Source organism: Shewanella sp. HL-SH5, assembly GCF_051163755.1.
GTDB lineage: Bacteria > Pseudomonadota > Gammaproteobacteria > Enterobacterales > Shewanellaceae > Shewanella > Shewanella glacialimarina.
The window spans coordinates 3,328,053-3,351,516 of record NZ_CP195038.1; the positions used below are offsets into that span (position 1 = coordinate 3,328,053).

The 23,464-nt window shown below is 41.1% G+C and carries 15 protein-coding genes; 5 read left to right on the forward strand and 10 right to left on the reverse strand.

Features of this window, described 5'->3' with window-relative positions; genetic code table 11:
- Nucleotides 1-106: 106 nt before the first annotated feature.
- The 4 genes from ACRWQM_RS14545 to ACRWQM_RS14560 form a co-directional block, all read right to left on the reverse strand.
- Nucleotides 107-727, reverse strand: a complete 621-nt coding sequence (locus tag ACRWQM_RS14545; protein ID WP_434930446.1) for a hypothetical protein — start codon at nucleotides 725-727, stop codon at nucleotides 107-109.
- Between the two features lie 817 nt (nucleotides 728-1,544).
- Nucleotides 1,545-3,266 carry a heme ABC transporter ATP-binding protein/permease CydC gene (cydC, locus tag ACRWQM_RS14550; protein WP_434930447.1) on the reverse strand — a complete coding sequence of 574 codons (1,722 nt, stop codon included), beginning with the start codon at nucleotides 3,264-3,266 and terminating at the stop codon, nucleotides 1,545-1,547.
- Nucleotides 3,266-5,026, reverse strand: coding sequence for a heme ABC transporter permease/ATP-binding protein CydD (cydD, locus tag ACRWQM_RS14555; protein WP_434930448.1), 1,761 nt, complete (start codon nucleotides 5,024-5,026; stop codon nucleotides 3,266-3,268). Before cydD ends, cydC begins: the two co-directional genes overlap by 1 nt.
- Before the next feature lie 202 nt (nucleotides 5,027-5,228).
- The gene (locus ACRWQM_RS14560; protein WP_434930449.1) at nucleotides 5,229-6,293 is read right to left on the reverse strand and encodes a DUF3626 domain-containing protein; all 1,065 of its coding nucleotides are present in this window, start codon (nucleotides 6,291-6,293) and stop codon (nucleotides 5,229-5,231) included.
- 296 nt (nucleotides 6,294-6,589) lie between these two features.
- Here ACRWQM_RS14560 and ACRWQM_RS14565 point away from each other — a divergent pair, with 296 nt between their 5' ends.
- Nucleotides 6,590-8,140: a DEAD/DEAH box helicase gene (locus tag ACRWQM_RS14565; RefSeq protein ID WP_434928345.1), complete on the forward strand. Its 1,551-nt coding sequence runs from the start codon at nucleotides 6,590-6,592 to the stop codon at nucleotides 8,138-8,140.
- 122 nt (nucleotides 8,141-8,262) lie between these two features.
- On the opposite strand, the gene ACRWQM_RS14570 is transcribed toward ACRWQM_RS14565, so the two are convergent.
- On the reverse strand, nucleotides 8,263-8,667 hold the full coding sequence (locus ACRWQM_RS14570) for a hypothetical protein (protein WP_434930450.1): 405 nt from the start codon (nucleotides 8,665-8,667) through the stop codon (nucleotides 8,263-8,265).
- Between the two features lie 166 nt (nucleotides 8,668-8,833).
- Between ACRWQM_RS14570 and ACRWQM_RS14575 the strand changes: the two genes are divergently transcribed.
- Together ACRWQM_RS14575 and ACRWQM_RS14580 are read left to right on the forward strand one after the other, a co-directional pair.
- Nucleotides 8,834-10,663, forward strand: coding sequence for a monovalent cation:proton antiporter-2 (CPA2) family protein (locus ACRWQM_RS14575; protein WP_434930451.1), 1,830 nt, complete (start codon nucleotides 8,834-8,836; stop codon nucleotides 10,661-10,663).
- A gap of 513 nt (nucleotides 10,664-11,176) precedes the next feature.
- The gene (locus tag ACRWQM_RS14580) at nucleotides 11,177-14,119 is read left to right on the forward strand and encodes a hypothetical protein (protein ID WP_434930452.1); all 2,943 of its coding nucleotides are present in this window, start codon (nucleotides 11,177-11,179) and stop codon (nucleotides 14,117-14,119) included.
- A 149-nt stretch (nucleotides 14,120-14,268) separates the two neighbouring features.
- On the opposite strand, the gene ACRWQM_RS14585 is transcribed toward ACRWQM_RS14580, so the two are convergent.
- From ACRWQM_RS14585 to ACRWQM_RS14600, 4 genes are all read right to left on the reverse strand, one after another.
- Nucleotides 14,269-14,607: a hypothetical protein gene (locus tag ACRWQM_RS14585; protein WP_434930453.1), complete on the reverse strand. Its 339-nt coding sequence runs from the start codon at nucleotides 14,605-14,607 to the stop codon at nucleotides 14,269-14,271.
- Nucleotides 14,608-14,713: 106 nt separating this feature from the next.
- On the reverse strand, nucleotides 14,714-15,922 hold the full coding sequence (locus ACRWQM_RS14590) for a dicarboxylate/amino acid:cation symporter (RefSeq protein WP_434930454.1): 1,209 nt from the start codon (nucleotides 15,920-15,922) through the stop codon (nucleotides 14,714-14,716).
- 105 nt (nucleotides 15,923-16,027) lie between these two features.
- A complete protein-coding gene (locus tag ACRWQM_RS14595; protein WP_434930455.1) occupies nucleotides 16,028-16,984 on the reverse strand; it encodes a LysR substrate-binding domain-containing protein in 957 nt (318 codons plus the stop codon).
- 176 nt (nucleotides 16,985-17,160) lie between these two features.
- Nucleotides 17,161-18,993, reverse strand: coding sequence for a DUF885 domain-containing protein (locus ACRWQM_RS14600; protein WP_434928338.1), 1,833 nt, complete (start codon nucleotides 18,991-18,993; stop codon nucleotides 17,161-17,163).
- 423 nt (nucleotides 18,994-19,416) lie between these two features.
- On the opposite strand from ACRWQM_RS14600, the gene ACRWQM_RS14605 reads away from it, so the two are divergent.
- Nucleotides 19,417-20,010: a hypothetical protein gene (locus ACRWQM_RS14605; protein ID WP_434930456.1), complete on the forward strand. Its 594-nt coding sequence runs from the start codon at nucleotides 19,417-19,419 to the stop codon at nucleotides 20,008-20,010.
- 212 nt (nucleotides 20,011-20,222) lie between these two features.
- The gene (locus ACRWQM_RS14610; RefSeq protein ID WP_434930457.1) at nucleotides 20,223-22,292 is read left to right on the forward strand and encodes a M13 family metallopeptidase; all 2,070 of its coding nucleotides are present in this window, start codon (nucleotides 20,223-20,225) and stop codon (nucleotides 22,290-22,292) included.
- Between the two features lie 150 nt (nucleotides 22,293-22,442).
- On the opposite strand, the gene acuI is transcribed toward ACRWQM_RS14610, so the two are convergent.
- Nucleotides 22,443-23,438, reverse strand: a complete 996-nt coding sequence (gene acuI, locus ACRWQM_RS14615) for an acrylyl-CoA reductase (NADPH) (protein ID WP_434930458.1) — start codon at nucleotides 23,436-23,438, stop codon at nucleotides 22,443-22,445.
- Nucleotides 23,439-23,464 lie beyond the last annotated feature (26 nt).

The following is a 23,464-nucleotide window of genomic DNA, read 5'->3' on the forward strand; positions in this document are numbered from 1 at the left end:
CGGGAACCTAACGCCTCGCTAAGAGGCAAAAAATAGTTGGTTAAAATAAGCGACGAAGGAGCAAAAACCAACTGTTTTTTGTCCTTTTGAGCGACTTGTTAGCTTTTTATAAACCACCCGTAATATACCGTTCAAAACCATCACAACTTTGATAATAACTAGGTTTTTCCCAGTTATTTCTGTCATTTACTTCTTTTTTAAGGCGCTTCATATCTATTACCTCTGTACTGGGATACTGCTGATAGATATGGAAATACTCTCTTGTAACAGAACGCTCTTTGTCAGGGCCAAAAAAACAAAAACTTAATCCCCCCTTATCTGCACCTTTTGGATAACCATGCCCGTCAACAATAAGTTTATCAAAGAAAATAGCCCCGCCATTAATAGGTATATTATTAACTTTTGTTACACCATTAATACTAAGTGAGAGTAGCTTTTCTTTTTCTAACCATACCTTTATGGTGGCATTATCTAATTGGCAAATACTTGTATCTATTACTCCTGGATATATTACACCTTTATCTTCTAGTTCTTTCCTAGCAGCGGTAGGCAAATCCTTTGTAGTCTCGTCATATAATTGCTCAGGATGATTAACATACTCAAATTTAAAAGTCACAAAATCTAGCGATTTATAGCAGTTTTGAAATATGAAAGGTACTCCATAATCTGCGTATGCAAATTTAGGTATAAAAGTAATTATACAAAGTATTAGGAATGAAAATTTCATCAATAAACTCCTTTTTATGTTGATGGTATCTGCTGAAAAGCTAACAGCGTATTAGCGAGAATTCCGATAAACATCCTGAGAAGCTCACCAAAACACAACATCCAAATCGCTTTAATTATTAATAATTTTAGTAACTTATCAGCTTAAATAACCCAAATCAATCACCTTTTAGTCTAGGCAAAAGCGAGAATTTAGATAATCGAGAATAATACAAACTCGTTATGCAGAGCAGATATGTTAACAAAAATCAGCTAATTCAATTAGATAGAATTATCCTTTAGGTAAAACCGAGAATTTTCGCAATTACATAACGAGAAACAACACTGTTGTTTTAACACAAAGGAATTATAACTGTATGAAAACACAGTATACTGTCGCAAAGATTTTATGATGTTAATCGTAGATAAATTTATATCAAAATGGTGCTTTCATAAACTAGCGATAACTATGTTCGAGCAAAGTTTAAATTGGATGTTCTCTAACAAGCTTTGGGGCAAAAGTGAGTTAGTGTTTTGAAATAATCTTATGCCACTCACTCTTTAAAACTTGCCGATTAAGTAAATGCTCGAAAGGTTCATCATGGTGGTTTGCAAGCCGACCATCCGACCCAGGGATGGGTCGGTTGAGCTACAGAACTTTTTATTTCAAAAGAATGCTGCGTGTCGCTGAGTGAATGCCATGCTGAACCTACATAGATAAACTTCACGATGCATTCTTTACTATGGTATAGCTCCATGATCATATAAACCAAAGACCATATGCATAATCTCACTTTAACTCACAAAGCTGTTAAGGCTTCAGCCCTCTTTAGCAATGTTCAGCCGTTAACATCAACACCCGTCAGGCTCGACAATTGTCCATCTATAAGCTGATAACAAGCATCCATTTGACTTAACGCCGTGGTTCTGTGGCTTATCATCAACACGGTTTTATGCTCAGCAAAGGCAAATAAAGTTGCGAGTATTTCTCGCTCGGTGCGCTTATCTAATCCTTCTGTTGGTTCATCTAACAACAGAAGTGGTGCATCACGCAGTAACGCGCGGGCGACACCGATTCGGCGTTGCTCGCCGCCAGATAATTGCCTGCCGCCTTCGCCCATCCACATGTCTAACGGGTTATCACCCTGTAATAAATGACTTAAGCCCACTTGTGACAGCACATGAGTTAACTTGTCATCGTGGGCTTTACGTTTTTCACCAGCAACATAAGGTAATGCCAACACTAAGTTGTCGCGCAATGTACCGCTAAACAAATGCACCCGCTGACTGACGACCGACATTGATGCGCGTAAATTGGCTTCGCTGTAATCTTCAAGCGGCTGACCATCTAAAGTAATACTGCCGGAGTCTGCTTGCCATTCGCGGGTGATCATATGCAATAAACTGGATTTACCGCAGCCGGTTTTACCGATAATAGCCACTTTGTGTCCAGCTGGAATATGTAAATTCAGCCCTTTTAAAACCGCTTGATTAGCGTGATAAGCAAAATGTAAGTTGCTGATAACCAATGCGCCTGTTTTAGCCTTAATTGCTTCATTAATAGCATCATTGCTACCAAATTGAATAGCTGAAACTTGCTCAGTTATTGCCGTGACCCTTGTGGCCGCTAACACTGTGCTAGATAAATGTTGGAACGCGCCTGCTATTGGCATCATCATTTCTAAACAGGCCATGGTAGCAAATATGATCAAGGCAAATAATGGCCCTGGTGGCACGGCATCGCCCACGCCATTCGCGGCTAAATACAGCATCAACAATACCGCGAAACCGTTGGTTAAAATTAATATCGCCTGACTTAACCCAGTGATTTTTGCCATCGCAGTTTGGCTGTTAAAAAAGATCTGTTGCTGTTGATACACTTTGGTTAAATAACGTGAATTAGCCGCAAATAAGCTTAATTCAGCCTGACCTTGAATCACATCCAGTAACTGTACTCTAAAGCTTTGTTTAGTTTCGATTAACTGCTGGCCTGGCACTTTGCCTAATTGATAAAAAATACTCGGCAATATCAATAATACTAAAAGCAAAAAGCCGCACAGCGCTAACGCTAAGCTAGCGTCAAACCAAGCAATAAACGCATACAGGGCAGCTATCATCAATAATGATGCGCTAATCGGTGTAATAAGGCGCAAATAAAGATGATCTAGAGTGTCGATATCGGCCACTAAACGATTTAATAAATCACCTCGGCGCAGACCTGTTAAATTAGCGGCGCTGAGTGGTAATAGCTTTTGCCACGCCCACACTCTCAGTTCAGTTAGTAACTTAAAGGTGGCTTCATGGGTGGCTAAGCGCTCACCATATCGGCTTGCGGTGCGGGCGATAGAAAAAAATCGCACGCCGCCTGCTGGGGTGAAAAAGTTAAAAACCTGCGCCGTGGCAACGGTGAGTCCTGCGACTGCGGTGGCGGATAAAAACCACCCCGACAATGACAATAAACCGACACCCGCTAACAAGGTAATAAAACTGAGTAATAAGCCCACTAGCATCATTAACCATTGGCGCTTAAATAAGTGTACAAAAGGCAGTAGCACTTTCATTAACTGACCTCCTGTTGCAGTAATTGATAAAAGCTACCTTGGGCTGCCATTAATGTTTGATAGTCCCCCTGTTCCACCAGCTGGCCTTTATCGATGACGATAATGTTATCGACTTGGGTTAAGTCATTTAACTTATGCGTCACCATTAAGGTGGTTTTTGCCTTTGTCGCTTGAGATAAAGCGGCCATTACCGCTTCAGCACTTTGTTCATCTAAGCTGGCTGTCGGCTCATCAAGTATAAACACACTGGCTTGTTGGCTCAGCGCTCTGGCCAAGGCGATTCGCTGGGCTTGCCCTACTGATACGCCAGATGATTGATCGCTTATTACCGTATGCAGACCTTGGGGATGCTGAGTGACAAAATCAGCAATTTGAGCTTGTTCAAGTAATAGCATAATGTCTTGTTCACTTAGCTCGGGACTGCCTAATGCGACGTTTTCAGCAATTGTGCCGTGAAATAACAGCGGGTCTTGCCCTAACCAAGCAAGGTGTTTTCGCCAATGGGCAAGGCTGATAGCGTCAAAGGCTTGGTCATTAATCAGTAACTCGCCTTCATAGGGTAAAAAGCCTAACAAGGCTTGCAGCAAACTGGTTTTACCCGCGCCGCTAGCACCCACAATAGCCACGTGTTGCCCTGAGGTAATATTGAATGAAACAGGCCCAAGTAAACATTGGCCATCCATGCTCATTACCCTTAGATCTGTCGCTCTGATGCTAACCTGGTTAAGATCAGGGGTTTGATTGCCATCAGTGTGAACATGAGAAAGGGGATAATCTAATAACTCAACTAAGGATTCTGCAGCGCCAATAGCTTGCGCTTTAGCGTGATAATGAGTGCCTAAATCGCGCAGAGGCTGAAAAAACTCAGGTGCTAACATAAGCACAAACATGCCGGTGAATAAGCTGATCCCTAAGCCATAATGACCAAAATTTAAATGGCCTAAATAACTAAAACCAAAATACACCGCCAATACTGCGATAGATAATGCCGCAAAAAACTCTAACACCGCCGAGCTTAAAAATGCCAGTCGCAACACCGACATGGTACGACTTCTAAAGTCTTCTGATGCTTGATGGATTTGCTTAATTTCGGCTTCACCGCGGTAAAATAATTTTAAGGTACTCAAACCTTGTAAGCGATCCATAAAATGACCACTTAATCGACTTAAGGCGCTGAAGTTTTTGCGATTGGCATCCGCAGCCCCCATGCCGACTAAAATCATAAACATTGGAATAAGTGGCGCTGTGGTCAAAAGCACCACACCTGCAGCCCAGTTTAAGGGAAATACCAGTACTAAAATAAACACAGGAATAAACCCTGCCAACAGCATTTGTGGCACATATTTACTATAAAAATTATGTAAATCTTCCACTTGCTCAAGCACAATGCTTGCCCATGCACCGGCTGGCTTACCTTTAATAAATGCTGGCCCTAGGGCAACCAGTTTGTTCAATACTGCTTGCCTGATATCTTGGCGGAGTAATCTTCCTGCCTCAAAGCTGAATCGTTCGCGCCAGTAAACTAAAGCGGCGCGGGTGAGTAATAATATGGCTAAACCGATAAAAAATGGCCGTAATTGACTGACAGCTAACTCAGTCATAATCACCCCATGTAAAATTTTAGCAAAAAAATAAGCTTGGCCTATGATGGCTACGCCATTTAATAGTCCAAGTAAGGTCGCTAACTTAAGGTAAATACCGCAGGCAGATTGCTGACTTTTAAGCCATTTGGCCAATGACTTTTCTAACGACTTATCCATGACACTCCAACAACAATTCTTGATGCCCTATAAGCAAGATTAGAGGCACAACATTAAGAACATAGAATAATAAAAATAGAGAATGGTTTTAAAGTGCAGTATCGCAGCTGTCACCTACCTAATACAATGAGTCGGTTGATAATGTTAACTGCTGCACAGTTTAGTGATTGATGAGCGGGATCAGGCTAGGTAAATGGCTTCACTATTGAGGATTAATGGCGCCATACCTGACCAATACATGCCAAAGCAGTTTCAATTCCTGCACTTTTTTTGCATGGCTTGAACGCTCACTCCAGCTTGTAGGTTGCTTACATAATGTATAGGCAGCTTGTCCCAAAATGGCAGCATTTATCATATTATTCTGAGCAATATTTTGCGCCAACATAGGCATATTAACGCCGCGAAAGTCACTGGGTACCTCTTCTACCGATAACTGATATCCGCCATGCCATAACAGTTGAATATCATGCCCATCACATAAGGTTTGTAGCAAATCACCCACGTGTGAATCTTTAAAACTGGGGTCGGCGACTAAAATCTCGATATCATTATCTAGAGATACATCACCGTGGATTTGTGCCTCAATGTAATGATCAAGATTACAACTTGGCGTGCGTGTAAATCGCCCTTGGATGGCATGAGCTAAATCAGTGGTTAAATAGTCAATCAATTTAGCGGGCTTAAGCCCTTGAATACCTAACGCGTAATGGCGCTCAAAACTTTCACTTAATAATGCCGCTAACACGCCATCGAAACAATTTATGGTGCCCTTCTCTTTTGGTAATCGATAAGAGTCCATATAGCTAAATGTACTGCGTGTTAACACTTGTGGGGTGGTCAGAAAGTAGCAACTACCAAAGCGTGGTGCAGGCCCCAATGAGCACAAGCCTAAGTCTAGTGCGCCATACTTAGGCCGATGTTTGATGCCTGAATAACATTGACCAAATAACTGGTTTTCCCAATAATCACGTGGCCCACCTAACTCTGGCGATAATTGTCCATTAGAGATATGGGTTTCAAACTGGCTTTTATAAACACCGTCTTTTATCAGACCTTCAACCACTCTTAAGCCACGGCTATCGACTCTATCAGGATGAAAATGCAACGCAACTCGGCCATGCTGATTTAGTTTTCGCATTGCAAGTTGCAGTGAAACCATAGAGATATTTGACATCAACAGTACATTTTTGATCAACGCATGGGCGGGATCGCGTAACACTAAGGCAATCTTTTCAATGTGTGATAATGCGGCCTGTTTTGGGGTCATGAACTGCCTTATAAGACAAAAATGAAGACGAAAAGTAGGTAGTAAACTAACGACAGATTAGCATAAAAGCTAAATCAAGGGTGATAGTGATATAGCTAATAACAGTTATACAATGCACCAAGCAATTCATTGTATGCAATATTTCTTTGTTTGGCACTGAAGATTAAGACTTTTTCACGATTCCGCTAGACGTGTTTAGATAGCACTCATATTGCTTTTCAGGTAAGATGCACGCCCGCCGATATTGGCTACCTTAATATATTTAACCGCCTCGGCTGTTAACTGAGATGTAATCTATGAGTTTTGAAAACCTAGGACTAAGTGCTGCTATTTTAAAAGCGGTTGCCAAACAAGGTTATGACACCCCATCCCCTATTCAAGCCCAAGCCATTCCTGCAGTATTAAACGGTCTAGATGTTATGGCTGCAGCGCAAACAGGTACAGGTAAAACAGCGGGATTTACTCTTCCTATTCTAGAATTATTATCCCAAGGCACGCCAGTTAAACGCGGTCATGTGCGTACTTTAATATTAACGCCTACCCGTGAACTTGCTGCGCAGGTTCAAGACAGTGTCGCGACCTATGGTAAACATTTACCACTTAAATCGGCTGTAGTGTTTGGTGGCGTGTCTATTCAGCCACAACTGGCATCACTTAAAAATGGTGTTGATATTCTAGTAGCAACACCAGGGCGTTTATTAGACTTATATCAGCAACGCGCGATCAACTTTGATCACCTTGAGATTTTAGTCCTTGATGAAGCCGATCGCATGTTAGACATGGGCTTTATTCGTGACATTCGTAAAATTTTGTCATTCTTGCCAGCTAAAAGACAAAACTTAATGTTTTCAGCGACATTCTCTGTCGAGATCCGCGAGCTAGCAAAAGGCTTAGTAAACAACCCTGTTGAAATTTCTGTTACCCCACGTAACAGTACTGCAAATAGCGTTGAGCAAAGCATTTACACTGTCGATAAAACGCGTAAGTCAGCAGCGTTAATCGAACTGATCAAAATCAATAACTGGAATCAGGTATTGGTATTTTCTCGCACTAAGCACGGCGCGAACCGTTTAGCGAAAAGCTTAGAGTCAGCGAATATTTCAGCTGTGGCGATTCACGGTAATAAAAGCCAAACCGCACGTACTAAAGCCTTAGCGGACTTTAAGCGTGGTGCTGCCCAAGTTATGGTTGCAACTGACATTGCTGCCCGTGGTATTGATATCGACCAACTGCCTTTTGTAGTGAATTTTGACTTACCGCAAGTGCCTGAAGACTATGTTCACCGTATTGGTCGTACCGGCCGTGCTGGTGCATCAGGTGAAGCTGTGTCTTTGGTCAGTGATGAAGAAGGTAAATTATTACGTGATATCGAAAAACTGATTCAACGCCAACTTCCCCGTAAGGTGTTAATCGGCTTTGAGGCGAATTTTACCTTACCTGAAACCCAATTAACGGGTTCTTCAACAGGGCAAAAATCTAGCGCGAGTCGTACTAAAACCTCGAGTTCAGGACAGGATAAAAAAATCCACCAAAGACGTCAGGGTAATAATGAGCAGAAGAAAAGTTCTGATGGTACTTCTGCAAACGGCGCAGCTGCAAAGAATCGTCCGCCTAGACGCCAAAAGCCATTAGTTGATTTAGGGGCTAAATTTGCTAACCGAGCACAAACACCTAAACCAAGTGACAATGACTCAGGCGAGCGCAAAGCGCCAGCTAAAGCAAGTCAACCTAAGCCGCAATCGCAGCCTAGACAAACTAAGCCTAGCGAACCTAAATCTAGCCCTGCATCAACCAGTAAAGTTGATCCTTATGCTAATGCTAAGATTAAGTTCCAAACAAAAGATTGATACTGAGTTAACGCACTTGATGAGCAGTTAAAGAGCTATTGATTAGCTGTCAGTGAAAAATCGATATGAAAATGGAGGCTTATTGGCCTCTATTTTTATATCTGCCGTTTAGCCACAACTCATTATTTATCTGTAGATTTAGATGTTGATGTTGATGTTGATGTTGAAATCGTAACTCTTTCTTGATTAGACAACCGTACTTCTATCCCTTCTATCGTGGTAATTTTACGGGCATGAATGTCTTTTTTGCGCACTTGGTACTGGGTGGACATTGCCTCAATAGGTGAAGATATTTGTACCGTTACAATTTGATTATCGTCATACCAACCCCAGCCCCAGAATGCCGCAGTCGACAACATACAAACCGTGATCAAACCGTACATAACCATTTTATTAAATATGGGGTGCGGTGAATGCTCCGTTACTGCCTGGGTGGTTTTACTGATAGATGATTTCCCGCGGCGCAGATAAAAAGACGCTCCTATAATAATCAGTAACGTAATAATGATTTTGATGAACACACACATCTCCAACAACAAATAGAGTGCTATTGTACGTCAATTTAATTAAGAAACTGTTACTCGCCTCGTTAAATGCAATCAATCATCTGCTATTTATTGCGCTTAACTAGAAATTGGCCAACTACTATAAAATAAAGTCTATAGTAGTACGTCGAGTAATATGGAGATTCATATGTTAGAGATTGCCTTAATTTATTTAGCTGCAGCTTTGTTTTCAGTCACTATAGCGAAACGAGTCGGGTTAGGTTCTGTGCTGGGTTACCTTATTGCTGGAATGCTTATCGGACCTTATTTACTCGGCTTAGTCGGGGACCAAACAGACGTTATGCACTTTGCTGAGTTTGGTGTAGTGATGATGCTATTTTTAGTCGGCTTAGAATTACAACCATCAAGGCTTTGGAAATTAAGACACTCAATATTGGGTCTAGGGGGCTTACAGGTCAGCATCACCACTGTGATTATTTTTAGCGGCTGCTTGCTTGTCTTTGAATTACCCTGGCAAAGCGCATTGGCAATCGGCTTGATGCTAGCACTATCTTCTACCGCAATTGTATTGCAAACCTTATCTGAAAAAGGCTGGATACAGCAGGAAGCAGGCCAAAATAGCTTCTCTGTATTACTGTTTCAAGATATCGCGGTTATCCCTATTCTTGCGCTATTACCCTTACTGGCGTTTACCGACTTTCCCACCACAACAGCACATAATAATATCACTGCCAACCTGCCTGCTTACCTACAAGTGGCGGTATCCATTACCGTAATTATCGGGATTATTTTGGCGGGTAAGTACATATCTGCGCCATTGTTTAGATACATTGCAGACACCCGATTACGGGAGTTATTCACAGTATTTGCACTATTTCTGGTTATCTCAATTGCCTTTATTATGCAAAGTATTGGCCTTTCACCGGCACTGGGTACATTTTTGGCGGGAGTGGTATTAGCGGAAAGCGAGTTTAGACATGAATTAGAAGCGGATATAGAACCCTTTAAAGGCTTATTACTGGGGTTATTTTTTATTACGGTGGGCGCATCAATAAACTTCCCATTGTTGTTTGAACAGTTGGCTTTAGTATTGATGTTAGTCATAGGTTTGATAACCATTAAAGCCAGTGTGCTATTTATGTTAGCCAAACTGTTTAAGATGCAAACCAAGCAAAAGTGGTTATTTGCCTTAGCCTTAGCTCAAGGTGGCGAGTTTGCCTTTGTATTGTTATCACTGACAAACTCACTACAAATACTGACGCCTGAGCAAAGTGAAATGACCACCTTAGTCGTTGCTATCTCTATGCTGATGGCCCCTTTATTATTGATTTTTTATGACAAAGTCATCAACAAGCACACCACTACAACTCAAGCTGATTTTGATAAACCAGCCGATATAGAAGCGACCCAACAGGTGATCATCGCAGGCTATGGTCGTTTTGGTCAAATTGTCGGACGTTTATTGTCAGCACAGGGTTACCATATTTCCGTACTAGACCACAGCCCAAGCCAAATAGAAGTGTTAAGACGCTTTGGCAACAAGGTATTTTATGGTGATGCCGCAAGACAAGACTTACTTGAAGCCTCTGGGGCCAAAAATGCCAAAATGCTCGTTATCGCAGTCGATAATGCCGATAAAATTATTGAAATAGCCACATTAGCCCGTAAACATTATCCCCATTTAAAAATTGTCGCCCGCGCAGTTGATAGGCGCCACGCCTATGAGCTCATTCGTATCGGTGTTAGTCACTTTAAACGGGAAACCTTTGACTCGGCACTCAATCTAGGTGTCGATGCGTTAACACTGCTAGGTCACAGCCAGGCTGATTCAGAACGCGCTGGGCAGTTATTTTCTAAACACGATAATGAATCATTAACCCTACTCGCTGACTTATGGGGTGATGACCACAGCTATGGCGTGGCGGTGAAACAACGCAGCGAAGATTTACGTCAAGTGCTGGCAAAAGATAAACAGCAGCAGGACAAATTGAACACTTGCCATGGTGAGGATTGTTAAACGACTTAAATCAACCTATTACAGACACTAAATGAGTGATAATTTGAACAGAGCTTAGTTAATCGAACAAAATAATGACGCTCAACTGCTCACAATTAAACCACTGTCTTTATTGATAATTCAATGGTCATAAATAGCTATAGACGTCTTTATGACACTTCAATCGCAACAAATGATAATAATTTGTTAAAAAATTTGAATTGATGAGCCTAGTTAGGTTATCTTGTGCGCTGCTAAAGAAGTGTGCATGCGCTCATTTTGCCTCAAGCATTTGGAAAAAGTGTCTACATAAAAATGTCACGGAAGATATTAATACAGTAATTCATTGTAATTAAATAATTTATACTTATTTTTCTTTTTCCTATGTGCAAAATACACTTCTAAAAACACTATTGCAGGCATCTTTGTTACCGACAAATAAAATAGCAATATATGTTAACGAATATAACGATAAATAGAATAACAATAAAAAAACTATCATTATCGATTGAAGATTTGCAAGGATAAAGACCCATGAACGAAGCTAGTCAACCTAGCCAACAGAACCCCCTAATCGAAGAAATTAAAAATCGCGTTCTAGAAGTAGACGCACTTCGTCATGGGACACAACACCCTGATAATATCGAATTACCACTCGATTATATTGAAGCCTTAGATGAGGTGACTTCAATCGATCGTGAGGAAATTGAAGATATCGCTCGTGATGTCATCGCCAAGCATAAAAATATCACCCGTGTACAGCCTCAAAAAAGACAGAAAAATAAACAGCGTGATCTTAATCAATGGTTAATTAATATTTCGCTATTACTCATCATCAGTGTCACAGTGAAAGTGGTGTTTTTAAATGATGGCAGCCCAAAAGATCCTAGTGAAAAAACCTTTGCCACCACAATAGCTTCTACTGATTTTACTGCCTTACAACAAGATGCGACAAGCACCTTTAGTAGCATGATTGATTCAGCGCAAGCACTACTCCCTAGTGCAGAAGACTTACCTGATCTCCCTTTCAGTATTGAAGATATCGACTTGGCTGCAATTGAAGAGTCAGCATCACAAACATTTTCTTCTATTTTACAATCAGCAAAGGATTTATTACCCCAAGAAGATATTCAAACAGCAAATAACGATAAAGTCGTACAAGCTGATGAAATAATTATTGCAGAGCAAAACCTTACTGAAGCGGCCCCTGTTTCAGAAACAGGAGTCACAGAAACAAGAGCTTCAGAAACAAAAGAATCAGAAACACCAGAAAACCTTGTCGCTAACAATAGTATTGATGCGACATCTGATACAAAATCAGACTCAGATTCAGATTCAACATCTATAACGTCAAGTAAAGCCACTCTTGCGATAGCTCAAGCTGCTATAGCTGAAGCAGCTATAAAAAAGGAACAGGCCGAAGCGCTAGCAGCGTTAAAAGTGACTAATAAAGTCATTGAAAATGCTATGACCAAGGGAACAACTGTTGAAGAAGAGCTAGAAAAAGCGGCTTTATCGAATATCGACAGCATCAATGCTAGTACTAATACTGGCGCTGTTACACAAATAACAACAGCCATAGAAGACGTTACTAATGCGCCGTTCACTGCGGAAATAGCCAGTGTAATAGCAACCGAAAAACCAGTGATACAACAGCCTATTATAGAACAATCTATTGAAGAAAAGCCTCCTGTAGATAATTCTGTAGCCAAAAGCAGTACCGCTAACGGCAATAACACTGAAGTTGAGGTTATTGCTAATATTACAGACACATCAGACAAAGCAGATGAAGCACTCGCTTTAGCCTCAAAAGTTGAAAGTGGTGATAAAGTAGAAACTATAAACACAGAGCAGAAAGTAGCTGCTAAGACTATAGAATCGACTGCTAAAACCACAGTTACCGATACAACTGAAATAGCACAGAATGACAGCAGTATTGATGCAACAAATGTCGAAGCTGAAGATATAGAGACATTAGCAACAGAAACCATGGCAACTATGCCGATGGTAATGGCTGACACAAGGCTAATGAAAGCATTAGATCAGGCGTTTAATCAACTTAGCAACATTAAGGCGCCACCTCGGCCTGAACTCGCCATCAAAGCAACAAAGATTGAAGCGCCTACTGATTCTACAACTGTTGATGCTGAAAGTCTTGATATCGCCGATACAAATAGTGTCGCCACTGACAAAGTTAATATTGCAGCAGCTAACATCTCTACCATAGACGAGCAGACAACTGTTGCTGACGAGCAGGTAGCTACAGAATCAGAAAAAGCAACAACACAGTCACAAGTAGCTAATCGTATATTACCGAGTGAGACCCAATTAATCCCCCAAGAGACAGCAGCGCTTATTGAGCAACCTAAAGACATAAAAGCTATAGATACTAAGGCGATAGATACTAAGGCTTTAGATTCGAAGGAAAGAGATACTCAAGCAATGAATGACTCACAAGTGACCTCAGCGGTGCCAGTTGAGCTTGTCGTAGAAGCAAAAAAACCTGTGCCAACCAAGGTTGCTTCCGACAAAAAACAGCTCGTTGAAGAATCTCACACAGACCTAGCCCTAACATCAGTTAATCCAAGCCCTGCGGTATCAACTTTGAACGAAAAACCTATATCAACAGAGCCAGAGGTTACTCAACTAGCCCTAGCAGACGCAGATATAGAATCAGTCGATGACAATACTGCAACTGAAATAGCCCAAAACACGCCATCAAATAAGGCATCACAGGTGTTGCGGGTAACATTAGGTGCCGATGATGCAATAGATGAAGTGACACAAAAATTAATTGCAGCTCAACAAGCGCCTTCAAATATAAATGCGATAGCCAAGCAAGCGGTTACACAGATATCTCAACCTAAGGCAAATGACGCCGAGATAGCGGCCATAACGGCACAATCTAAATCAGTGGTATCTGAGCAAGCCGCATCAAAACCTGATGAAATAGTGGTACAGACGGTATCAACTGCTACTAAAGCACCTATAACAGCTGCACCTATAACTGCAGCACCGATAACAGCAGCACCTGCGATAAATACAGATGCTAGGTTTGTGGCAACTAAGCAGGACGCACAAAGTAACTATAATGGCCTTAACCTTAAGCTACAGCTAAACTCTATTGTTGATTTAAGCCAGCTGGCTAAAATGTCGGTATCACAGTTTTATAGCGACAAATCAAGACTACCAAAACCATCAGATAAGATTGATTTACCTATTAATGACCTTAAAGCACATCCGTTAATAAGTGATATTTTTCTATCAGAGCAAAGTGATGTTGTTGTAAAACTGGCGAAATATTATGGCGAAGACTCACAACTGACTTTTACTCCTAGCATTGGCAATAATGATGGTGGATTGATTAACTGGAAGTGTAATGCCAATATCGACCCATCATTGTTGGTCGGCCCAGGTGAATCACCTTGTAGCTTAACCAAAAGTGCCGCTGCACCCGCGTCTAATACCAAGCTTTAAACAACAAGTAAGTTTACACATAAAAAGCATAAGCTCGCGCTTATGCTTTTTAGTTTATGCGGTAACGTTAGGCTGCATTATTGGTATTTTAAAAGACCAAAACATACTCGCTTCTCGGTACATTGCGGCTCACTAAGGCAAGTAATCTGCTAATGATTCTCCATACTGTCACATTGATATCCTTGACGCATAGAGTCAAAACGGCAACGAAGTCCACACTGCCAAGGTGCATTATCAAACTTTTCAGATTGCTGTACAGCATAGTCTTTACACATTTGATAATCATCAAAGCCATCCTCCATTTGATATTTAGCCGATTGGTATCCATTTTTATAGATAAAAGCGGTCCAAGTTTCAGGGCTTGTTTGCTGATGGCTTTGGTTAATACTCACCACAGCCACTGAAGCTGCAATAAATAATATAACAACCACAATAATGGCAGGCCAATGATTGTAAGACTTTACCTTGCTAGATCCCGCGCTTTTCACATCAATATCCTTAACGCCGCCAATACAGCGCTCAGCCGTGTAATACTGGCCTGTGTATGTCTGGCGATAGGTTCGGCAATATTAGGTTTTATACTCATGCAACCTATTATGCTTTCGTTTGGTAATGCTTACCGTTAAGTCGCTCAATAATTTGGGTTGCCGTTAAATCATGTACCACATTAATCACCGTCGACGCGGCATCGGTAATCGCCCCAAGCACCACTAAAATAGGGATAACTTCAAGTGGTAGGCCTAAAGTGGTCACAATAAAAATTTCACCTAAAAATGCTCCACCAGGTACGCCACCAATAATAAATGCCGACAAAACAGCAATCAAAACGGTAATCATAAAGACATCGGCACTGAAATCTAAGCCCAACAATGAATAAATAAACACTATCTTTAATGCGGTGATCATAGCTGCACCGCCTTTATTTAAATTAACTAATAAAGGCAAACTAATTTCAGCTATCTGCTCATTCAAACCCATCTTATTTGCACTGCGAATCGTCACAGGCAAGGTGGCTAACGATGAACTGGTACCTAACGCAGTGACTGCGGGTTCTAACATGTTCTGCCAAAAGCGCTTTATGCCTTCAACACCGCCACCCAGCCATGCATAAAATGTCGAGCCCACGGTTAAATAAAAAGCTGTCGCAATAAAAAACAGCCCTACAGCACGTGCAAATGTGCCCATTAATGCTGCATCTTGGCTTGCCATCGTTGCCGCAAAGTACGCCCCTAACCCTATCGGGGCCGCGTACATTATGATCGCAATAATCTTCATGATAACGGTATTAAGGCTATCTAATAAATCTGCCACTTTACGGCCATCCTCGCCTGACTGCCCTATGGCAATACCACTGATAACCGACATAATGATGAGCGCCAATATATTGGATTTAGACAACAAGCCAACAAAGTCATTGGTTGTTAATAGGCTGACAAAGTCCATACTGCCGCCAGTATTATCTACTGTTTCAGCTAATGCTAATGTCACCCCTTGTGCGGGATCAAATGCAGAGGCAAGTAGAATGATACCGATTGCGGGGATCATCGCCATCACAATGGAAACAGCCATAATAGAAATCAGAATTGCGCCTAACTTTTTTAAATCCGTCATGCGAGCAATAGAAGACATCACACTTACCGCCACCAGCGGCACTATGATCATAAAGAGTAAATTAAGAAAAATTTGCCCAATAGGTTTTAATTTCAGTGCAAAATCAGGCAGCCATAACCCTAGTGCGCCACCCATCATCAAAGCGGTTAATAATATTATTGAAGATTGATAAGCACGAAACGTGTTCCACATATTGTTTCCAAGTGAGTGATTATAATCGACTCAAGTTAAGTAAAATTTAACCCATGCACAATGCTAAATGCCCTATGCAAAATACACACTAACATCCTGATTTTATCAATTGCCTTTATACATTTTCTGATAATGAGGCATGTATTCGAGCCAAAATGGCGGCGTACCTATATGCTCTTGTACGGCCTTAATAAACTCACTAATTAGCATAGTCGGTTTACGATGTGGATATATAGCATAAATGCCAGTATCTACTGTAGATAAGCCATATTCTGTAAGAAGTGGCACCAATTTAGATTCAATTATTGGTTTATCTAAATTAAATAAATCAATCATCGCATACCCTAATCCATCAGTGACGGCATTAATTAATGTGCGTACATCACTGACATGGTAATTACCTTGCATCGTATACACCTTATAGCTATCGCTATCTGGCGGTGTGCTAAGTAACATTTGATCTAAGCACACATTGCCATTGTTATAAATAACCGCAGGCAAGCGAATTAAAGCCTCTGGTGTTGCAGGTTGTCCGTGCTCTGCAATAAAAGCTTCTGAGGCCACAATGGCAAAGTGCGTTTTAGCGATTTTTTTAGCAACCAGATTAGAATCGGTTAACTTGCCTAACCGAAATGCCACATCGAAGTGTTCAGAAATAATATCGGCCCGTTTGTCATCTAACGACAAAGTCACTTTTACGTTTGGATATTGCTTCATAAATTGACTGATAACAGGTTGCAGATATTGCTGGCCAAAGTTAATCGACGAGGTAATACGAATATTGCCCCTAGGTTCAGATTGATAGGAGTCGGCAATATTTTGAATTTGAGTTAAAGTCTCCATGAGTACCTGAGCTTGTTCAAGTATATCTTCCCCTGCCGATGTTAATGAAAATGACCGAGTTGAGCGATTAAGTAACTGTACCCCTAAGTCCGCTTCCAGCTTTTTGATTTGCTTAGACAGTAACGAATTGTCCATATCATGAAGCGATGCAGCCTTACTAAACGAGCCTTGCTGCACTACATCTAAAAATAACCCAAGCCTTTTAGTTAATGAAGCCATTTAACCGCCTGCAATAATAAGTGGGTGAGATTAAGGGATAAATAAATCTACTATCACGCAAATAAAAACATAAAAAAACCAGTTGTTATTCAACTGGTTTTTAACACGCTAATCAAGTCACTATTGTGATAATTATCGTTAATTGATTATTCTAGCTAAGCTATCGCTAAATTCACCTACTTAGTTTCCGCTAGCTTAGCGGCAATATAAGTGTCAATCACTCGCTCAAGTAAATCCAGTGGCATAGCGCCATTCTTTAACACGGCATCATGGAACTCACGCAAATCAAACTTATCCCCTAAGCTGTCTTTCGACTTTTGACGCAGCTCGAGAATTTTCATCATACCCACTTTGTAAGACGTCGCCTGCCCCGGCATGACAATATAGCGCTCAATTTCAGACACCACATCGCGTTCGGCGCGGCCTGTATTATTAGCCATATATTCAATAGCCTGCTCACGGGTCCACTTTTTAGCGTGTAATCCGGTATCGACAACTAACCTTACCGCTCGCAGTAACTCATCGGTTAAACGGCCAATATTATCCGCCGGTGTTTTTTGAAAACCTTGCTCATAGGCTAAACGTTCAGCATACAGTGCCCAACCTTCAATATAGGCGGTAAAAGGAGCAAAGCGGCGAATAAGCGGCATACCTTCCAGTTCCATCGCTATCGCTACTTGAAAATGATGCCCCGGGATACCTTCATGGTAAGCCAAAGTTCTCATCCCGTACTTAGGCGTCGTTTTGACATCATACAAGTTAGCGAAGAAGCGTCCTGGGCGAGATCCATCTAAAGATGGACCTTGATAATACGCACCTGGTGCTGTTTTCTCTTTAAATTCAGGAATACGCACTACTTCCATACCCGCTTTAGGACGAATGTTAAATGTATCGCCTAGCCCCTGGTCAATTTCATCTAAAATGGTTTGATAGTCTTTTAGAATTTGCGCACGGCCTTCATCTGAGTCTTCATAATAAAACTCAGGTCGGGCAGAAAACTCATTCATTGCGGCCAAATAGCCATTGGAAACATCAACGCCTTCGCCTTCAAAAATAGTCATCATTTCGAGATGAATGCGCGCCACTTCAGACAAACCTAAGTCATGGATATAGTCAGCGCTGTAGTCTGTTGTGGTAAAAAATCGCAATGCCAAATTATAGGCTTTATCTCCATCCGGTAAGCGCCAGTAACCATCATCAGTGCCCGCTTTAGTTTTTAAGTCATCAAAGTAATCAATAAACAAGCCATAGGCTGGGTAAACTGAATCACGAATAGCAACATCAGTTTGCGTTAGAATAGTTTGTTTGTCTTGATCGCTAAACGCCTCAGCTTTATCCATTTTAGTTTGTAATGAGGTATACAAAATATTCTCTGTCGCAGGCGTTGCAACAAAACCACGCATCTCATCTAACACGCGGTCAATCACAAATCTGGGTGGAATAATCCCCATTTGTTCACGTTTTTTCAGGCCAATTAAATACTGGCCAAATTTACGATTAACTTCGCCTAATCGCGATAAGTAATTTTGCGCATCTTCTAGGGTATTAACTTGATGAGTCGACTCCATAAAACTGGGGAAACCACTTTGAATACCAAACATCTGGTTAGCTGGGTAATTATGATATTGATACTGTTCAAACTCATCCAACATATCCAGTAAATATAAAGCCACTTGTTTAGATATCTGTTGATTCTCATCTAAATCAGCATCTTGGTATTGCATTAATCCTTTACGAAATTCGGCTAACTCATCAAACATGGCTTGATCTTTAGCAGGGTCGACATTATCTAAATGAGCGTTATGACCTGTTATACCAACGGATTCGAGAAAGCCTAAGGAGGTTAATGTTTCAGGGTCTTCAAAGGCCATTTTAACCATTGCACGGTCTAAATAGGCTCTAAACAAAAACGGTTTTTCTGCATACCATTCATGTGCAGCAAACCCGCCGCCCAATGTCACCAGACCTAAGGTCCCTACACCAATCCATTTTAATGACTTTTTAATCATATCCCTGCCTTTTGAAATATCACATACCAAATTTATTATGGTTATCATTACATTTATAATGACAGCCAAAATGTTAACGATAAGTTAACACGCAATAAGTTAGCTTGCTGGATTTTATGCAATTTATGTCATTTAAAAAGTAACAGAGTGTTATATCGCTATAATTGACTCAACCGACTATCAATAACAAACCAACAAGACTCAAAACAATCTAAAACCAACTCGATAACAAAAATAGCAAAAATAACGTAACTGAATATTCAAAATTGAAAAACATAAACTATTATCGATTTTATATTTCCACAGCAAGGGACTTCACGTAGTATTTGCCTAATAGCCAAAGTTACTTGATTGCATACTGAATAGCATTAGCAACAAACAAAGCAAATACCCAAACTGAGTAACCAAAAGTAGCGACTAAAGATGAAGAAACAAAATGAATATCAACATTCACAAGCTGATGCAGAAGCTGAAACGCTTTCACTCGAGAGCTTGCTTGCATCTGTAGAACAAACTGAAAACCTTGCCAACGACGCATTAAATCCAACCCATGAAGAAATTGAAAAAGCCAATGATCGCCGCGACTATATTGTTTATCTCACTATTAAAGGAGTCAATGTTACTTCTATGGAGATAATCGCAAATATTGCGAGGAAGTTTGATTGTGATCCCAACCAAATTATTGAAGATATACATTCTTTAACTGACAAAGACACCTGGAAACAACATAAAAAACGTTTGAAAGACAGAGTTAACGGTCAAATTAATCGCAGATCAGCGCTCACCGTTGCTAGAAAAAACGATATTTCCAATAAAATGCTACAGTCATTCTCTTTTAATGCTGAAACATTACTTCACTTATCAAGTCAGTTTGAATGCCGTCCGGTACATATTGTCGATGATATTCGCCACTTCAAAAAGTTTTCTACTCAAAAACAGTTTTTTATTGACCAGCGAAGTAAAGCACCGATGATCCGTGCCCTGACACGTTTTGCGCGTTTTAATATTCAATATTAGTTTATCAATGGTAAGTTAATAATATATTGCCAACCTTATGCCCTCTCATTTTCCCTCTTGCAGTATTCTTAAGCTCAAATTAATAGACAAGGTCTACATTATAAACTTTGCTAACAATTGATAAGTTGACATTTTGGGTCAGTCTTAGAAAATCAAGCAGACTTTATAACGACAATTCTATAATAAAAAGCCCAGAAAGGAAGACGATAACAATGAGAAAATCCTTAATTGCCATCGCATTAGCAGGTACATTTTTAACTGCATGTGGCACATCAGACCCTAAGCAAACTAACAGCGCTATTGTAAAAGCCACACCTGCAGCAAAGGCAGAGTTAGGTGAATTTGGTATTGATTTAACCGCCCGTAACGAAGCGATTAAGCCAGGCGATGACTTTTTTATGTATGCCAGTGGCACTTGGTATGACAACTTCGAAATGCCAGCAGATAAAACCCGCTATGGCGCATTCAGCCTATTGGCAGAACGCAGTGAAGATCAGGTTAAAGCGATTATCGATGATATTACCAGTCGCCAAAATTTAACCCCTGAAGAGCAATTAATTGCCAATTTTTACCATGCTTACATGGATACAGACACCATCAATAAACTTGGCGTATCACCTATCCAGGCAACACTTGATCAAATTAATGCCATTAAAAACACTGATGATTTAACAAAAGTGTTTGGTAATGCTTGGCTTACCTATGCTGACTCGCCAATATCTGGCGGCATGTGGTTTAACAGACTTGACCCTGATCAATATGAATTCACTATTGGCGCAAGCGGTTTAGGACTTCCCGACCGCTCATATTATTTAGAAGACACTGAGCGCTTTAGTCACATTCGCAGTGCTTATGTGAGTCATATCGCTGAAATGCTTGCATTTGCAGGTATCAAAGATGGCCAGGCCCGTGCTGAAGCTATTTTGGCGCTTGAAATCCAAATTGCACAAGGTCAGTGGCCACGTGAAAAACGTCGCGATCGTGACCTGACACTTAATCAAATCAAACGTGCTGATTTAGCAAAAGAGTATCCAGACTTTAATTGGGATCTTTTCTTTGAACAAACGGGTTACAGTATTCCACAACTAAATGTGGCTCAGCCAGAACCGATTAAGGCTATGATTGCCTTAATTAATCAGCAGCCAATTAATGTGTGGCAGGATTATTTAACCTACCATACCCTAAGCAATAACGCCGGTTTGCTCGCAGAAGAGGTGTTTAACGCTAACTTTGCTTTTTATGGCAAAGAACTAGATGGCCAAGAAGAGCCTCGTCCACGCTGGAAACGTGCCGTTGATGAAATGTCAGCCACTGAATCACTGGGGTTCGCTATTGGTAAAGTGTATGTTGAACGGTATTTCCCTGAATCATCAAAAGCAAAGATGGCCGATTTAGTTGAAAACCTTCGTACAGCGCTAGGGCAACGTATTGATGGTTTAGATTGGATGAGTGGCGACACAAAAGTCAATGCCCACGCTAAACTGGCGGCATTTAAGCCTAAAATTGGCTATCCGGATGTATGGCAAACATTTGATGGTTTAACCCTTTCAAACCAAGATTTAGTAGGCAATATCCATAAACTACGTCAATATTTTCATGCTGACAGCGTAGCGACCGAACTTGAAAAAACAGACCGCAATCGTTGGGGTATGACACCGCAATATGTTAATGCTTACTACAACAGTTCATTTAATGAAATTGTGTTCCCTGCCGCTATTTTACAACCGCCATTTTTTGACCCTAATGCAGACCCAGCAGTTAACTATGGCAGTATTGGTGCGGTGATAGGTCATGAGATGGGCCACGGGTTTGATGACCAAGGCTCTAAATCAGATGCCAATGGTATTCAACGTAACTGGTGGACAGATTCTGATCGCGCTGCATTTGAAGCAAAAGCTGATCAACTCGCCGCACAATACAGTTTATACGAGCCAATTACGGGTCATTTTGTTAATGGGCGTAATAGTCTAGGTGAAAACATTGGCGATGTAGGTGGCTTATCTATGGCTTACCACGCTTACCAATTAAGCTTAAATGGTAAAGAGGCGCCGGTTATTAATGGCGTAACGGGCGATCAACGCTTCTTCCTTGCATGGGCACAAGTGTGGAAAGAAAAGCGTACCGAACAAAGTATGTTAAGCCAACTGAAAGCTGGTACGCATGCACCAGGACATTACCGTGCATTAGCGCCTCGTAACCACGATGCTTGGTACAAAGCGTTTGATGTTAAACCTGGCGACAAGCTATATTTACCTGAAGATCAACGCGTACGTATTTGGTAGTAGATATGGGTATAGGTTGGCATAGTTTCGTGCCCGCTTGTTAAAGTATTCAACTAATCAGTAGCAACATAATTAAAATGCCAGTCAGCGAGTTGACTGGCATTTTTTTATTTAACCTCAGCTTCTAAGGGAAAAATTAAACTTTAGATGTTATCCATTGACGTCAACCACAATTCTACCTCTGATTTTACCCGCCATTAAATCTTCGGCTGCTTGTATTACTCCGTTCAGATTGATCTCTGTTGAAATATTATCAAACATAGCCTGTTCACTCGGATTAGCGAAAATCTCACCTAAACGCTGCCAGGCTTCTTCTCTATCACTAATAGGGCGCATAACACTGTCAATACCAGCCAATGTCACCCCCCGTAGAATAAATGGCATAACGGTTGCGGGCAGATCCATACCTTGAGCTAAACCACAGGCAGCAACAGTGCCACCGTATTTTATACTCGCGCAAATATTGGCCAGAGTGTGACTACCAACAGAATCAACCGCTCCCGCCCAACGCTCTTTGGCTAAGGGACGCCCTGGTTCAGACAGTAATTGACGATCAATAACCTCTTTGGCACCTAAGCCTTTTAGATAATCAACTTGATCAGCACGCCCTGTGGACGCAACGACCTGGTAACCTAGCTTGGCTAAAATGGCGATAGCAAAACTGCCGACGCCGCCATTAGCGCCGCTAACTAATATTTCACCTTTATCAGGAGTCACACCATTTTTTTCTAATGCTATGACACATAGCATGGCGGTATATCCCGCTGTGCCAATGGCCATTGTTTGGCGAGCAGAAAACGCTTTAGGCAGGTGAATAAGCCAGTCACTTTTTAATCGCGCTTTTTGGGCAAGTCCACCACAATGTACTTCACCCACACCAAAACCATTTAATAAAACGGTATCGCCGACGACAAACTTATTACTATCAGATTGTGCCACTACGCCGACTAAATCAATCCCTGGCACCATAGGAAACTGTCTTACAACAGGGCCTTTACCCGTAATCGCTAAACCATCTTTGTAGTTTAATGTACTGTATTGCACGCTAACAGTGACGTCACCTGCTGGTAAAACGGACTCATCAATATCTTTTACTGCTGCGCGATAACCTTGCTCGTCTTTCTCAATTAACATGCCACGAAACATAAAACCCCCAATTAGACCGATCGTCT

What these genes read in the sequence shown, in the direction of transcription:
- ACRWQM_RS14545 (WP_434930446.1), bottom strand. Translation starts at nt 727, where the DNA reads ATGAAATTTTCATTCCTAATACTTTGTATAATTACTTTTATACCTAAA.
- cydC (WP_434930447.1), bottom strand. Translation starts at nt 3,266, where the DNA reads ATGAAAGTGCTACTGCCTTTTGTACACTTATTTAAGCGCCAATGGTTA.
- cydD (WP_434930448.1), bottom strand. Translation starts at nt 5,026, where the DNA reads ATGGATAAGTCGTTAGAAAAGTCATTGGCCAAATGGCTTAAAAGTCAG.
- ACRWQM_RS14560 (WP_434930449.1), bottom strand. Translation starts at nt 6,293, where the DNA reads ATGACCCCAAAACAGGCCGCATTATCACACATTGAAAAGATTGCCTTA.
- ACRWQM_RS14565 (WP_434928345.1), top strand. Translation starts at nt 6,590, where the DNA reads ATGAGTTTTGAAAACCTAGGACTAAGTGCTGCTATTTTAAAAGCGGTT.
- ACRWQM_RS14570 (WP_434930450.1), bottom strand. Translation starts at nt 8,667, where the DNA reads ATGTGTGTGTTCATCAAAATCATTATTACGTTACTGATTATTATAGGA.
- ACRWQM_RS14575 (WP_434930451.1), top strand. Translation starts at nt 8,834, where the DNA reads ATGTTAGAGATTGCCTTAATTTATTTAGCTGCAGCTTTGTTTTCAGTC.
- ACRWQM_RS14580 (WP_434930452.1), top strand. Translation starts at nt 11,177, where the DNA reads ATGAACGAAGCTAGTCAACCTAGCCAACAGAACCCCCTAATCGAAGAA.
- ACRWQM_RS14590 (WP_434930454.1), bottom strand. Translation starts at nt 15,922, where the DNA reads ATGTGGAACACGTTTCGTGCTTATCAATCTTCAATAATATTATTAACC.
- ACRWQM_RS14595 (WP_434930455.1), bottom strand. Translation starts at nt 16,984, where the DNA reads ATGGCTTCATTAACTAAAAGGCTTGGGTTATTTTTAGATGTAGTGCAG.
- ACRWQM_RS14600 (WP_434928338.1), bottom strand. Translation starts at nt 18,993, where the DNA reads ATGATTAAAAAGTCATTAAAATGGATTGGTGTAGGGACCTTAGGTCTG.
- ACRWQM_RS14605 (WP_434930456.1), top strand. Translation starts at nt 19,417, where the DNA reads ATGAAGAAACAAAATGAATATCAACATTCACAAGCTGATGCAGAAGCT.
- ACRWQM_RS14610 (WP_434930457.1), top strand. Translation starts at nt 20,223, where the DNA reads ATGAGAAAATCCTTAATTGCCATCGCATTAGCAGGTACATTTTTAACT.
- acuI (WP_434930458.1), bottom strand. Translation starts at nt 23,438, where the DNA reads ATGTTTCGTGGCATGTTAATTGAGAAAGACGAGCAAGGTTATCGCGCA.